Origin of the sequence: Bacteroides faecichinchillae JCM 17102, assembly GCF_000614145.1 — a bacterium.
GTDB classification, from domain to species: Bacteria; Bacteroidota; Bacteroidia; order Bacteroidales; family Bacteroidaceae; genus Bacteroides; species Bacteroides faecichinchillae.
The window spans coordinates 14609-29192 of the sequence record NZ_BAKK01000027.1 but is presented as its reverse complement, the minus strand read 5'-3'; the positions used below and the strand labels follow the sequence as shown (position 1 = coordinate 29192).

General features: G+C 38.7%; 12 protein-coding genes, 1 tRNA gene and 3 pseudogenes. 2 read left to right on the top strand and 14 right to left on the bottom strand.

Features of this window, described 5'->3' with window-relative positions:
• Positions 1-71: 71 nt before the first annotated feature.
• Positions 72-685, top strand: a pseudogene (locus JCM17102_RS27665) (polysaccharide deacetylase family protein).
• Positions 686-746: 61 nt separating this feature from the next.
• Positions 747-1724 (top strand): tRNA epoxyqueuosine(34) reductase QueG, encoded by a 978-nt coding sequence (queG, locus tag JCM17102_RS13695; protein WP_025075544.1) that lies wholly within the window; start codon positions 747-749, stop codon positions 1722-1724.
• Positions 1725-1732: 8 nt separating this feature from the next.
• On the opposite strand, the pseudogene JCM17102_RS27660 reads toward queG, so the two are convergent.
• From JCM17102_RS27660 to JCM17102_RS27655, 14 genes and pseudogenes are all read right to left on the bottom strand, one after another.
• Positions 1733-2979 (bottom strand): annotated as a pseudogene (locus tag JCM17102_RS27660) (BT3233 family polysaccharide utilization protein).
• A gap of 109 nt (positions 2980-3088) precedes the next feature.
• On the bottom strand, positions 3089-3892 hold the full coding sequence (locus JCM17102_RS13685; protein WP_025075543.1) for a gluconate 5-dehydrogenase: 804 nt from the start codon (positions 3890-3892) through the stop codon (positions 3089-3091).
• Between the two features lie 39 nt (positions 3893-3931).
• Positions 3932-4774: a 5-dehydro-4-deoxy-D-glucuronate isomerase gene (gene kduI / locus JCM17102_RS13680; protein ID WP_025075542.1), complete on the bottom strand. Its 843-nt coding sequence runs from the start codon at positions 4772-4774 to the stop codon at positions 3932-3934.
• A gap of 283 nt (positions 4775-5057) precedes the next feature.
• Positions 5058-6176, bottom strand: coding sequence for a BF3164 family lipoprotein (locus JCM17102_RS13675; protein ID WP_025075541.1), 1119 nt, complete (start codon positions 6174-6176; stop codon positions 5058-5060).
• Between the two features lie 134 nt (positions 6177-6310).
• Positions 6311-6610 (bottom strand): NVEALA domain-containing protein, encoded by a 300-nt coding sequence (locus JCM17102_RS13670; RefSeq protein ID WP_025075540.1) that lies wholly within the window; start codon positions 6608-6610, stop codon positions 6311-6313.
• A gap of 201 nt (positions 6611-6811) precedes the next feature.
• The gene (locus JCM17102_RS13665; RefSeq protein ID WP_025075539.1) at positions 6812-7690 is read right to left on the bottom strand and encodes a DUF1573 domain-containing protein; all 879 of its coding nucleotides are present in this window, start codon (positions 7688-7690) and stop codon (positions 6812-6814) included.
• Positions 7691-8804: 1114 nt separating this feature from the next.
• Entirely contained in the window at positions 8805-9863 is a 1059-nt protein-coding gene (locus JCM17102_RS13655) for an endonuclease/exonuclease/phosphatase family protein (RefSeq protein ID WP_025075537.1), read from the bottom strand.
• Between the two features lie 93 nt (positions 9864-9956).
• Positions 9957-10027, bottom strand: a tRNA-Gln gene (locus JCM17102_RS13650).
• A gap of 99 nt (positions 10028-10126) precedes the next feature.
• On the bottom strand, positions 10127-11419 hold the full coding sequence (gene tyrS, locus JCM17102_RS13645; RefSeq protein WP_025075536.1) for a tyrosine--tRNA ligase: 1293 nt from the start codon (positions 11417-11419) through the stop codon (positions 10127-10129).
• Positions 11420-11503: 84 nt separating this feature from the next.
• Entirely contained in the window at positions 11504-12295 is a 792-nt protein-coding gene (locus tag JCM17102_RS13640) for a TatD family hydrolase (RefSeq protein WP_025075535.1), read from the bottom strand.
• A gap of 23 nt (positions 12296-12318) precedes the next feature.
• The gene (yidD, locus tag JCM17102_RS13635; protein ID WP_033886875.1) at positions 12319-12546 is read right to left on the bottom strand and encodes a membrane protein insertion efficiency factor YidD; all 228 of its coding nucleotides are present in this window, start codon (positions 12544-12546) and stop codon (positions 12319-12321) included.
• Positions 12547-12590: 44 nt separating this feature from the next.
• On the bottom strand, positions 12591-12980 hold the full coding sequence (rnpA, locus tag JCM17102_RS13630; RefSeq protein ID WP_025075533.1) for a ribonuclease P protein component: 390 nt from the start codon (positions 12978-12980) through the stop codon (positions 12591-12593).
• A gap of 6 nt (positions 12981-12986) precedes the next feature.
• Entirely contained in the window at positions 12987-13733 is a 747-nt protein-coding gene (locus JCM17102_RS13625; RefSeq protein ID WP_025075532.1) for a uroporphyrinogen-III synthase, read from the bottom strand.
• A 4-nt stretch (positions 13734-13737) separates the two neighbouring features.
• Positions 13738-14558 (bottom strand): annotated as a pseudogene (locus JCM17102_RS27655) (DUF4271 domain-containing protein).
• Positions 14559-14584 lie beyond the last annotated feature (26 nt).

Sequence of the window (14584 nt, the reverse complement as noted above, 5' to 3'; positions counted from 1 at the left end):
GAATTGGTTGCGCACCTTATGTCGCACTGGATTCTTCATTCTTCATTCTGCATTTTTTATTCAATTAGTTTATGTTTATAGAACAACCGCCTTGGCTTTTCCGAGCGTTGTACCCACAAGCCATCTTCCGCATGGACCCGAACGAACGGGCAGTTTATCTGACTTTCGACGACGGACCTATCCCGGAAGTAACTCCTTGGGTGTTAGAGTTACTGGAAAAGTATGATATTAAAGCCACATTCTTCATGGTAGGCGATAATATCCGCAAACACCCGGATGTATACCGGATGGTGGTAGAACACGGACATCGCATTGGTAACCACACTTTCAACCACATCCGAGGATTCGAATATTCCAATCCGGAATACCTAGCAAACACAAAAAAGGTAGACGAAATGATTCATTCCGAACTGTTCCGCCCACCACATGGCACATGGGATTCCGGCAGTACTACACATTGCGACATTATTACCGAATCATTATGTGGGACCTTGTGACACGCGATTACAGTAAACGGATGCGTCCCGAACAAGTCCTGAATAATGTGAAACGTTATGTAAGAAATGGCTCTATCATTACTTTTCACGACTCTCTGAAGTCCTGGAATAACGGGAATCTTCAATATGCACTTCCACGAGCCATCGAGTTTCTGAAAGCAGAGGGATACGAGTTTAAAGTATTATAAGCTGCAAGATACTAAACTCTGGTTTACCACAAGATATTTATAACGAGACAAGTATTTTTATATGAATAAACTTCTCTCTTCCGAACAAATAAAAGCCGAAGCCACTCGCCTCGGCTTTTCCGCTTGTGGACTGGCACCTGCCGAGTCTGTCAATGAATCAGCAGCGACTTTCTTCCGCCAATGGTTGGCTAATGGCTGTCAGGCAGAAATGGCTTATATGCAAAATTATGAAGATAAACGCCTTGATCCTCGTCTATTAGTTGAAGGAGCACGTACAGTCATCAGTGTCGCATTAAACTACTATCCGGAAACTAAACTTCCGATAGAGGAATATCAGATTGCTTGGTATGCCTACGGAAAAGATTATCACGATGTGATGAAGAAAAAACTCAATGCTCTACTGGAATTTATCATACTCTCATCAACTAGCTCAGAAACAATCGTTCCAGCTACTTCTCCCCTAACGGTTAGCGGTCGTATCTTTTGCGACACAGCACCTATACTCGAACGGTATTGGGCATGGCGCGCCGGACTCGGATGGATAGGAAAAAACACACAACTGATCATTCCTCATGCCGGTTCCTGCTTCTTTTTAGGAGAAGTAATTATCAATATAGTAGCCGATAATTATGATATTCCACAGAAAAGCCGGTGTGGTTCATGCACCCGCTGTATGGACGCTTGTCCAACAAAAGCTTTAGAAGCCCCTTTCCGGCTTAATTCCGAGAGATGTCTTTCATACCTTACCATTGAATATCATGGGGACCTTTCGCCTAATATAGGGCAAAAAATGGATAAAAAGATATATGGGTGTGATGAATGCCAGCATATCTGTCCATGGAACCGCTATTCCACTCCTTGCAAAACAGAAGAATTTCACCCTTCTCCTTCTCTGCTGCAAATGAAAAAAAGTGATTGGCAAAGTCTGACAGAAGAACAATATAAAACCCTCTTCAAAGGGAGTGCCGTGAAGAGGGCTAAATATTCGGGATTAATGCGAAATATCCGTATCGTAAAAGAATCACCAGAATCTAAATAATCAGTTCATTAATAGGATACAGTAAGTGGAGCATGCAGTTTCTGCACATATTGAGCCATATACTCATTCCAAGCATCAACTGTCTTAATAGCTGCCTTATCCCATGCAGAACCCCAATAATAAGTATATTCAGCACCTGGTTGGTAATCACTGATCGCCAATAAATGACCATCCGCTCCGGCACGCTCTTCTTTCTTCTCCTTCTCTGAGAAAAGTACGACCTTGGCTTCATTAATTTGAACAGGAAAAGCAGTTCCGATAAATATCTTACCATTACCAGTTTTCGGATTCCCGGTCGGATCTACATAAGTCATATATCCATTAGTAACATCAGTCTTTATTGTCCCATCCGGCTCATGAAGAACAATTCCAGTAACTACGGGTACTGATTCTTTCAGATTCGTATAAGAAACCACCGTTTTATTCAAATAAGAATGGGCATCCAACGTAATCACACGAGTCTCCACAACATTAGAATCACCACGTACCACTAACGGATTATACTCCAACTTCACAGTAAAACGTAAGGGGCCATTATCCAGTATTTCCTGTGTACGATAGCAATAAGGATATATAATGGTATCCCCCACCATCAAGCAGATGTACCGCCTCCCAGTGTAGGACCTACATTATAACAATCCATTCCATTGCCATGATCGATATGATAGGAAATAGCACGCTCCAGTTCTCCGGCAGCCTTAGGATCGGTCTTCTTCAATTCTGCTATTTTTGCTCGTTTCTCCTCACTCACTTCATTGGCATAACGAGCTTCTACAACAGGCTCTGTTGTATTATATTTAGTAAACACATCATAACCGAACCCACGTTCGCCACGTTGCTGCAAAGCCGGACCATATGCACGAAAAGCAACCAAATCATTCTCCCAAGCCACATCATCCAAACGTTCCGGATAGTATCTGCCGCATGCTATCACATTATAAGGCTCCGGTATACCTTCCAGAACGGTATAAGTTACTGTACCATTGGCTTTCACCTTTGCTGGGAAAATAACTTTCTGATCATAGGTTATCTGGTAAGGAACTTGCTGCCCATCCATGTCAAGTATCACAATCTGTGCTGTATCTGCCAATTTCAATTTAGCAACTACATCACTCATTGCCACCTCAACCATCTCATCTATACGCTCCACTCCCAAAGGATTAGACACTGTCACCGTCATTGTTTGTTTGCTATCTGCACAGGAAGAAATACAACTCATGATGATAACAGCCATTAGAATTAATATCTTGCTCACTTTCATTGGTTGATAAATAATGAAGTTTGGACTAAAAATTAAGAAATTGATAATGGATACTCATGGCCATACAGCCACCATTACCCATTATCAATAATCCGTTAAAAAACTATTTTGGTTGTTTACCGATGTATGCAAGGATACCTCCGTCTACGTAGAGTATATGTCCATTGACCGCATTAGAAGCTTCTGAAGCCAGGAAAACAGCAGGACCTGTAAGTTCCTGAGGATCTAACCAGCGACCGGCAGGAGTCTTGGCACAAATAAATGAATCGAATGGGTGACGGCTTCCATCCAGTTGTTTTTCACGCAAAGGGGCAGTTTGCGGAGTAGCAATATAACCCGGACCAATACCATTACATTGGATGTTGTACTCACCATACTCAGAACAGATATTACGAGTCAGCATTTTCAGACCGCCTTTGGCAGCTGCATATGCTGATACAGTTTCACGACCTAACTCTGACATCATAGAACAGATGTTGATAATCTTACCATGCCCCTTTTTCATCATTGCCGGCAAAACAGCCTTAGACATGATAAAAGGAGCGTTCAGATCAATATCGATTACACGACGAAAATCAGCAGCTTCCATCTCATGCATAGGAACACGCCGGATGATACCTGCATTATTTACAAGAATATCGATGCTACCCACTTCTTTTTCGATGGTAGCAACCATAGCCTGAACAGCCGGTTCGTCTGTTACATCGCATACATAGCCATGAGCCTTAATTCCCTTTTCGGCATAAGCAGCCATTCCTTTATCTACTAATTCCTGGCTGATATCATTGAAACAGATAGTAGCGCCTTGTTCTGCATAAGCAGAAGCAATAGCAAAACCAATACCATAAGAAGCACCTGTTACGAGAGCGACTTTACCTTCCAGAGAAAAATTCAAAAACTGATTCATAATCTTTTGTTATTAAATTATAGAGAATTATTTTAATTGTTATTTCAAGTCTGTAATCAATGAGAAATCTTGATCACCGTAATCAAGGTTCTCTCCACCCATCCCCCAAATAAAGGTATAATTGTGAGTAGCAGCAGCCGAGTGAATAGACCATTCAGGAGAAAGAACTGCCTGGTCACCTTTCATCCATACGTGACGGGTCTCGTCTACTTCACCCATAAAATGACAGATGGCATGATCTTCGGGAATCTCAAAATAGAAATAAGCTTCCATCCGACGGCTATGGACATGAGCCGGCATCGTATTCCAAACACTTCCCGGAGCCAACTCCGTCATTCCCATCTGTAATTGGCAGGTAGGAAGTACCTGATTCACCAACATCTTATTAATATTACGGTGATTGGAGCCTTCCAACGAACCCATTTCGGCTACTATTGCATCAGCCTTTGTCACTTTACGATCGGGGTAATTTCGGTGTGCTGTCAAAGAGTTGAAGTAAAACTTAGCAGGGCAGGAAGCATCCTTACTTTCAAAAGTCACCATACGGTCTCCTGACCCCAGATAAAGAGCTTCCTTATAATCAAGTTCAAAAACTGCATCACCAGCCTTTACTACACCCGGTCCTCCAACATTGTAAATACCCATTTCACGACGAGTCAGGAAGAATGGGGCTTTCAACGGATCAATCGCTTCAAGAGTCAGTACCTCCCCTACTGGCAATGCACCTCCCACTACCATACGGTCATACATGGAATACACCATATTCACTTCATTGGGAGCAAATATCTTTTCGATTAAGAAATCGCGACGGATTCTTTTAGTATCATAATTTTTTGCATCCTCCGGATGGGCAGCATAGCGAATCTCATAGTTCGTTTTCATATCTTATTATTTTAATTATTGAATAAGTTCTCTATTCCAGATGTACTTCGTTTGCGTACACGATGCAAAAATAATAAAAGAAAACGTCTTTGCATTACAATTTCGTTTTAATTATCCACCAAAAATGTCTGGAATTGATGCGATATATATCTTTTTAACGAACTATAATACGATTTGATTGGGAACAGGTCTTTCATATTTAATTAAAAAATCAGCACTCAGATTATATTAGTCACAACAACAGAATTCCCCGGAATTTCCAGAATGAGAAACTGAAGCAGAACTAACGGGATTCCCATTCTTTGTTAAGTTCATCCAAATCATAATAAAAGACATCATCTGTCTTGCTCTCAATGATATAGAATCTATTCCGGACCATATCCAGCCATATGCTACTTATATAATGATCTACCTTCAATTTATCTATTAAATTGCCACTCCAATCAAACACATAGATTGTATTGATATCTCCCCATTGTACTTTGCCCCAATACAATGCATATATATAATTGTCATCAGCCTGTACAAGTCCATAGAAGTTTCTTAATTGTTTTTTTCCTTTAAAAACCGAGAAATCCAAACCATAGTTAAGGCGATATCCGACAACCTCTCCTGTTTGCACATCAACAATATTCAATTGAGGAAGACGTATCATAGCTTGTACTATTTTAGTGCCGTCCGGTTTAAATGTATTATTAGAGTTAAAAAAACACTCGGGCATAAGAGGCAATTCCTCATTTTTAATAGTTTGTTTATAACTTTGATAGTCCTTCAAAGATTTATTAGTATCAAGAGTTCGCTTCTGGAAAAAAGGCAAAGTTGCATCATCATCACTAATAGGAAAAGCACTGACTTTAGTCAATAACGTGTTGCTATCTTGAAGAAACATTTCATTATAACAAGCACCTTTATTTTTATCCCTCCACGCATAAGGAATAATCCTATCCATCACTGTCTTGCCTTGCTCCAAGGATTGAGTTATATTCCAAATCAACAGTCTTTCCTCATTGGGAGCAAAAAGAAGGGTTTTCAATTCATTTCCTTCTTTAAAAAGCTGAAAGATAGGCCCCACAGATGCAGCCTCTTCCGGCCCACTCCCTTTATTACAGAAAGTACCAAGTTCTTCTCCCATATCTATGTTGAATACATTGAAAAACTGATTAGGTAATTTAGGATTCATAAAAAACATAAGTGAATCGTAAGCAGCAATCCACCCATAATTCGCTCCATTCAGAGGCAAGGATTTCAATTGTAAATTTCTGGCATCCTTTATGCCATCCTCAATATTTTGAATCTTTCCATTGAAGTACATGCTATCATCATGATGCATTCTACTACAATTGGTATTGGTACAAAGAATCAAGATAGACATAAAATAAAACACTCCTTTAATTCTTTTCATCTTCCAAACATTTCACTATAAGTTAAATTATTTAAGATATTTATATTTCAAGAGCAAATACCGAAATCATTATTAATTGGTAAATAAAAGAAAACAATATATGCTCTTGAATTTTCCAGACACTCAGAAATCAACTACTTTGTACATCTGTCTCTTGAGTTTTCTAAATATGGGCCATATGTCGTAGTTTGCGGACACGGATAGATAGTACTGTTATCTGTACGTCTATCACAGAATAATTTGTGATCTCTATCAGAAGAAGTTGGTTCTTCCAGATAGCAAGTACCTACACTAGTTCCCTCATTGTCAGCAGCCAATGCCTCAACATTCTCTAATCCCAAGTCTGTCAGGCGAACACCCTTCATACTTTTCTTCACACAAACTGCACTTACTACAGTAATAGCAAGTACAACTAAAAAAACTTTTTTCTTCATAATAGATAAAATTTAATTTTCTCATTGACAGAATTAAACCAGTGCAAGTTCAACCTATCAAATAAAATTCATGTTAATTAATTGTTTATATAAAAACCGTAAGTGCACTAGTTTGATTAGATAAATCTTTGTAAACAACCTACAGTTTTACCGCCATTTTAATGCTCTACCAAAGCCATTCTCCAAATTATCTTTTATGTCTCATTTATCTTTAGCTTCTCCTATCACACTTATTTGCAAAGGAGAAGAATCTATATTACAAAACACATCTACAGTTTTTTGAAAGTATCCACTGTTATCTGCTTCATAAATAATCTTTAATACTCTTTTATCTCCTACAGGAATAGGGGTCCTTTCAAACTCCAGTTTAGTACATCCGCATGAAGTAGTTACATCTTGTATTACCAACACTTCTGTACCCGTATTCTTTAATTCAATTATTCGTTCCTGCTTCTCTGTTTTAGGAAAAATGCCAAAGTCCACCTTATTTTCACTCAATTCTCCCATAGTCACTACTTGTTTTTCCGTTGTTTTGGCTTCACCTCTTATCAATTTCAAATATAATTCTCTCACCTTGGGATTAAGGATAGGATTACCAATCGCTATCACTCTATTATCTCGATCTAATAAAAATGTCTGAAAAGTTATCTCTGATGGGAAATGATTTAGTTTATTAAATTCATCTTGCTCATCTATACAAACAGGATGAACAAAATGCTCATAACATAAAACATTTTGTAACATCTCTCTGTTTTGGGGACAAAAACAAAATACGAATGAAACAGCTTTATTTTGATCTCGCAAAGAATCCACTTCTTGCATAAAAGTTTTCCATTTAGAAAGCTGTAGTTTACAACTAAGGTAACCCATCGAATCCGCATATATTACAATTTTATATGTAGAACGAGAATAGTCAAAACAAACCGTATCTTTGCCTTGAACTGTAAAAGCTAAATGGGATGGAAATTGTATTTCCTTTCCGTTCCACTCATTTACTAAATTAGAGAGTCGATTCTTTTTTGAGTCATGGCATGATATTACCAAACATAGAAATAGAATTAAAGTAAACCCATTTTTCATTTCTGTCGTTTTAGCATTGTATTAAATTCATTAGTTAACCTCTTATTACATAACCCAGACTAATAACAAAGGAACTTTTATTAATTTGTCTTTCAAAGTGATTATCAAATTAGTAATGCTGCTTTTATAAGAATAAATAAAGTTGTTCTTCAGTATTACAAAATCAAGTGAGCAGAACAAAAATAAAGCATAAATTGTATTTTACCAAAAAAGAAGGCTGACCATTTTGGACCAACTCATCTTTTGTACTAAAGTATCGATGAAAACAGCATTTTTGGGAGATCGTTTTTCTAATGAATTACACAAACATCCTTTTTTATCACACTAATACATTGAAGTAACGCACCTAAGTAAGTACGGCCAAGAAGTGAGAATTGAAAATTTCTCGAATGAAAAACGTTACTACATATCATCCGTTGGGCTATATACCGAAAAGTGGCAGGATGGGATAATTCATCCATTTCAAATTGAGCAATACCATAGAAGTTAGTTCCAAACTCCATCGTCATCTTGAAGAGAATAACCCTTGGCAGTTTCTCCAAATGTTGTACAAGAACAATCTGGAACATGTACTAGTATTAAACAACTGAAGTACTACAATTGGACAACTGAAGTACTAGAATCAGCTGAAAGATGTATTAGAGTCGGACAACTCAAGTACTAGTTTGTTCTTCTATAATCTATAAGAAGATTGTTTTCAATCTATTCGATCTTTTTTTCAAACATTACGGTGTTTGATAACAATCTATTCAATGTTTTTTAGGAAGAACGGCTTATTTTGAATAAATGAAAAGACTTTGCTTCATTGTCATATTATTATATATTCCGTTAATATTCAAATGATTACATTGCGCCATCTTTTTTCACATGAAGTGTCTCAATCATTCACGACTCTTTTAAGACATTTTCCGAATAACCGTATTCTGTATTTTTGATCTGTCTATTTACTTTCTATATTATTGTATCTAGAAATCATAATAAAAAGATGACGCAATGCAATCATCTGTATAGTAGCGATATATACAAAAATATGACGATGAACATAAATGCTTTTACATTGATAATGCGCGTCGTTTTTGACCAATTTCGACCTAACAATTTATTTATCAGACAATTATTTTCTCCGAATCTTAAACGTAACAAGATTCCCTTTATGATCTGTTGGCCAGATACAAGAAGGTGTTAAAAACTTATCTTTAGAATTGTTTTCTGTTATTTTTCCACGAATAACAGTTTCCGAAGGACCTACCAGCAAGCAGTTTTTCATCGATAGCTTTGAGTTCATCGGATAATAATAGATAAAGTCAATACGATCCCGTTCGTCAGCATCCGGAGCCCAAGCCAGTATTTCTAATTTAGCCTGTTCAGCTACTTTATTTCCGGCAGGAAAGGTAAATCCGGGATATTGAACAGGATTCGGATATTTCTCTCGATAAGTATCTTTGAAGCCCGCCTCATGAAGCATCATAGAACAGTCCCAATGGATAATTGCTCCGTTATGATCCCACAAATCTTTTGTATCTGCTTGCCAATCCAAATGAGAAGGTTCATTAAAATCTCCACCCATAATCACCGGACGCCCTTGTTTAATATCCGACTGAACCTCTTGAACAAAAGAACGGATTGTCTCATCTCTATAAGCCATTCGGTTTGCTTTTAGAACTTCATTCTCGTCCGTAATCGGCTTATCCATCTTCTTCCAAGTAGTACCATCATAACCACGAGGCATATAACATTCATAATGCAAATAATCTAAATGACAAGAGTAGAAAGATATCGATTGTCCGTCTATCGTAGTTACCATCTTCAACATTGCACGAACCTCATCACCGGGCACAATGCAGCATCTCATCAGACTATCCGGTTTGAACTTACTCAGTACACCGACTACCATACCTAAAGTCTCTCCATAGTAATGTTTCCCCCTAGCTTCCAGATCCTTTAATACACGAGGCATAAACTTATTCCCATTAAAATCTCTAATTTCACACAAGAAAACAACATCTGCATCCACCTGATCCAACACATCTACAATCCCTTGATAGCCGTTAGGAACCTTAGAACCCTCATGCCAAAGGTTCAACTGCAAAACTGTAAATGTCTTTGTCGGCTTCGCAATGCAAACACTAATCAAGCCCAACAAACAAAACAATAATAACAAACTCTTTTTCATATTATGTCTTTCTTTTTTATATTCTTTCTCCAATCCCCGAAAATGAAAAAGCCCCGAAAGTATTACCTTCCAGGGCTTTTCTTTAATTAGTAGTTGTCCTACCAAGATTCGAACTTAGACAAACAGAACCAAAAACTGTTGTGCTACCATTACACCATAGGACAAACTCGAGTGCTTTCTGTTAAAAAGCGGTGCAAAGATAGGGTTATCCAACTAAATCTCCAAATATTTCGATATTTTTTTTATCAGAAACCCTCTTTTTCTTATTTCGCGATCAGCAAATAATAGTTCTTTTTGCCACGTTGAACAAGCAAATATTTCTCATCCAGCAGGTCAACAGTTGTAATTGTCTGATCAAAAGCCGTTAGCTTCTCTTTATTCAACGAAACGCCTCCACCTTGAACTAACTTACGCATTTCTCCTTTTGAAGCAAATACAGCCGCATGATCCACAAACAGATCGACAGCCTTCACTCCTTCTGCCAACACATCACGAGAAATTTCGAACTGAGGGACTCCTTCGAACACTGCCAGCAAAGTATCTTCATCCAGTTTGCGTAAAGCTTCAGAGGTAGCATTACCAAACAAGATATTAGATGCATCTACTGCTGCATTGTAATCATCTTCAGAGTGAACCATGATCGTTACTTCTTTTGCCAAACGTTTCTGAAGTACACGTAGATGCGGATTCTCACGATGTTCAGCAATCAACGCATCAATTTCCTCCTTACCGATAGAAGTAAAGATCTTAATATAACGTTCTGCATCAGAGTCGCTTACGTTCAACCAGAATTGATAGAACTTATAAGGTGAAGTATAACGGGCATCCAACCAGATATTACCGGATTCCGTTTTACCGAACTTACCGCCATCCGCCTTTGTAATTAATGGACAAGTCAAAGCAAATACCTCTCCTCCATTAGTACGACGGATCAATTCAGCACCGGTAGTAATATTACCCCATTGGTCAGATCCACCCATCTGAAGCTTACAACCTTTTGTTTCATACAAGTGAAGAAAATCATACCCTTGCAACAACTGATAGGTAAATTCTGTAAATGACAAACCATCGCGCGCCTCACCATTCAGTCGTCTTTTCACTGAATCTTTCGCCATCATGTAGTTCACAGTGATATGTTTGCCTACTTCGCGGGCAAAGTCCAAGAAAGTAAAGTTCTTCATCCACTCATAGTTGTTCACCAACTCAGCACGATTCGGAGCATCCGATTCAAAATCAAGAAATTTAGCCAGTTGCTGTTTGATGCATTCTTGGTTATGATACAGCGTTGCTTCATCCAGCAAGTTACGCTCAGCCGATTTACCGGAAGGGTCACCAATCATACCTGTTGCACCGCCTACAAGTGCCAATGGCTTGTGACCGCAACGTTGAAGATGACGAAGCATCATCACACCGCAAAGATGTCCGATATGCAACGAATCAGCAGTCGGGTCGATTCCCAAATAAGCCGTAACTTGCTCTTTGTTCAACAACTCTTCTGTTCCCGGCATCATGTCATTCAACATACCGCGCCATCTTAATTCTTCTACAAAATTCATCGTATTACTCTTTTTATTAGGTTTTTATTGTTTTTCTTTTCCACTTTCGGCAAAAGTACGACTCTTTCTCCGAAGATACAACTCTTACGCCTTAAAAAAGACATTTTGTACATTTTCCTGAATCGTCTTCCGGAGCGCCTCTACCTCCACTCCACGTACCTTAGCTGCCCGTTGAAGAAGTACTTCAATATCAAGTTGACTATTATCTGTTTCCAGAAACAAACGTTCAGGCGGTACTGCCAACATTGTCTCATCCGGATAATACGCTCCGAAAGACAGATAGAAACCTAGCTTCAATAACTGCTTTGCCTGCTCCGGTTTTCCCCGAAAGCCATGCCAGACCCAAGGTTGTTTAGCACGAAATTCCTTTTTTACCGCCAGCAGTTCTTCCATTGCTTTCACACAATGAATAATTATTGGCAACTTAAACGTTTCGGAAATGTCTACATGTGCCTTGAAAATAGAAAGCTGTAAATCCATCGAGGCCTGAGCCAGTTTGTCTAGTCCTGTCTCACCGATAGCAATCATTTGCTTGGAAGGTTGCAATTCGCTCATGCGCTCCCACTGTTTTTCCAGATTATTTTGACTTAATTCCCAGGGATGAATTCCCATTGAATAAAAGTGTCCTTCCTTCAGCGCTTCTTTGTTAATGAAAACCGGTCCATCCAACAAACCTCCTACCGAAGGCTTTGCTGATATCAATTGCTGTAAAGCAAGCTTTCTTTTTATATCAGCTTCCGGATTAGGTGCCGGTGGCATATGTATTGGAGAAATCCACAACAGAGGATAGTTATAAATAGAACGTTCATCGCTCTTCAAATTATGTGTGTGAATGTCCAGAATCTTTTTTGTATTTTCTTTTGCGACCTTTTTCATATTCTAAATCTTTGTCGAATCATTCAGGGGACCGGATCATAGCCGGATCCACCCCAGGGGTGACATCGCAGGATACGACGGACAGCCAGAAAGAACCCTTTAACAGGACCATGTTTTTTTATTGCTTCGACAGCATAAGCCGAACAGGTAGGAGTAAACCGACAGGAAGGAGGAGTCAGAGGTGAAATACAAACTCGGTAAAAGTAGATGGGAAGCAACAATAAAAATGAAAATACTTTTCTAAGAACCATTCTTATATTTCCCCAGATGACTGATATCCAGCGAACATAAGCTTTCATAATGATAGCTTTTCAGAAATGCGCAAAAGCGCTGTTCTTATCTTTTCTTCTAACTCGGAAGTAGCAACAAACTCGTCCGAGAGATAAATAAAAGCAATGGCAAGATGTTGATTACAGCATTGTAACTGATCCAGCAACAGATGTTTGTTTTTGCGGTAAGCTTCACGAATCTGACGTTTCACCCGATTGCGTTTTACCGCCCGTTTGAATCGCCGTTTCGAAACGCTGATAAGAATAGAAACCGAAGCTTCTCCTTTTTCGACAGGCATATATACAATGCGTATCGGAAAGATGGAAAAGGATTTGGAAACACCTCCTTCAAACATCTTTCCGACCAGAATTTTACTATTCAGCCTTTCGGCTTTACGCAATGTATATAAACTCACTATGAATTATTTATTGTTTTCCTTGATAAACATATCAAGTGCAGCAGTCATCGACGGAGCCTTCACTGTAGGAGCTTCAAGATCTAGACGAAGTCCGGCATCGCGTACTGCTTGTGCTGTAGTCGAACCGAAGGTACCGATTTTGATCTCTTTCTGGTCAAAATCCGGAAAGTTCTTCTTCAAAGAAGTTACTCCGGCAGGGCTAAAGAACACTAACATATCATAATCGAAACCCTCCTCGGCTGTAAAGTCATTGCTGACTGTACGATACATCACAGCTTCAGCATGTTGGATATTATGCTTGTCGAGTAAATTCTTCACATCATCATTGTGCACATCAGACATAGGCACGAGATATTTCTCGGTCTTATGCTTCAAAATAGCAGGAACAAGGTCTTCAATCTTTCCGGTAGCACCGAAGAAGATCTTACGTTTACGATACTGAACATATTTCTGGATATACAGTGCAACCGCTTCAGTTACACAGAAATATTTCATTGTTTCCGGGATTGTGACACGAAGTTCTGTACACAAATGGAAGAAATGATCAATTGCATGACGGGAAGAAAATATTACGGCAGTATAGTCAAGAATCGAAATCTTCTGTTGCCGGAATTCCTTCGCCGAAAGGCTTTCCACCTTGATAAAAGGCCGGAAATCTATCTTTACGCCATACTTTTCAGCGATGTCGTAATAGGGAGATTTCTCTGACGCAGGCTTAGGCTGCGATACTAGTACTTTTTTAATTTTCAACGTCCTAAAATTTTATTAGCAATATGTTGTTTATTTGAATCAGTACCTGATAGAGTAGCAGACAAGGTACTATTTCAAGAGCGCAAAAGTACAAAATTAATAGGAAAAGAGTATTTAATTGGTGAAAAAAAAGCTTTATCCACTTATAAAACATCAATATTTTAGTAAAAATTAGAATCGTCAGTCCAAATCTAATCAGATTCGTTAGAGTTAAATCGAAATAAACGAGAAATAAAACAAAAGGGAAAAGTGCAAATCCAGCATAATATATGAGTGTAGAATAAGATTCAAGCCATATATTTGTCCTATTTTTATCAAAGAACACCCATCCCAAAAACATATAAATAATCCATTTCAGGAAAAAGTAAACCAAGCAAGAACCGACATAAACCCCTAAAAGAAGCAGGGGAGAAATCCGCTCCATCAACATCGGTTGTTTATCATGAAAATAATTGAAAAATACAATGCCAGACAGCACACAAGTCTGGACAGTAAGCACAATCAGGTAACGCACATCGGCAGCTGTAGAGCTATCGAAAATACTGGTTCGTTCGCGGTGCAATACAAAGTCTTTCACTTGCTGTGTGAGGAATTTCTTTCCTCTTGCCAATGCAATGGAAGAAAGAAAGAAACATGCTAGTAATGTCAAAGAGATCACATCATCTGTACGCGGAGAGTAGGAAAGGGGGCCCCTTCAAAACCGGAGACATATTCTTGTGTGGAATGATATTCCGTCAGCTGGAGACTATCTTCCGACACAAATTGCCCTTGATAGAAAAGAGGCAATGTATCCGAAGGAACCACAGATGTGGTATCTCTCAGCAACATTGTTGTCGTCGAGTCCGTCTGCA

Coding starts and splice junctions, on each gene's coding strand:
- JCM17102_RS13685 (WP_025075543.1), bottom strand. CDS start 3,892: ATGAATCAGTTTTTGAATTTTTCTCTGGAAGGTAAAGTCGCTCTCGTA.
- tyrS (WP_025075536.1), bottom strand. CDS start 11,419: ATGAATTTTGTAGAAGAATTAAGATGGCGCGGTATGTTGAATGACATG.
- queG (WP_025075544.1), top strand. CDS start 747: ATGAATAAACTTCTCTCTTCCGAACAAATAAAAGCCGAAGCCACTCGC.
- JCM17102_RS13665 (WP_025075539.1), bottom strand. CDS start 7,690: ATGAAAAATGGGTTTACTTTAATTCTATTTCTATGTTTGGTAATATCA.
- kduI (WP_025075542.1), bottom strand. CDS start 4,774: ATGAAAACGAACTATGAGATTCGCTATGCTGCCCATCCGGAGGATGCA.
- JCM17102_RS13640 (WP_025075535.1), bottom strand. CDS start 12,295: ATGAAAAAGGTCGCAAAAGAAAATACAAAAAAGATTCTGGACATTCAC.
- JCM17102_RS13675 (WP_025075541.1), bottom strand. CDS start 6,176: ATGAAAAGAATTAAAGGAGTGTTTTATTTTATGTCTATCTTGATTCTT.
- yidD (WP_033886875.1), bottom strand. CDS start 12,546: ATGGTTCTTAGAAAAGTATTTTCATTTTTATTGTTGCTTCCCATCTAC.
- JCM17102_RS13670 (WP_025075540.1), bottom strand. CDS start 6,610: ATGAAGAAAAAAGTTTTTTTAGTTGTACTTGCTATTACTGTAGTAAGT.
- JCM17102_RS13655 (WP_025075537.1), bottom strand. CDS start 9,863: ATGAAAAAGAGTTTGTTATTATTGTTTTGTTTGTTGGGCTTGATTAGT.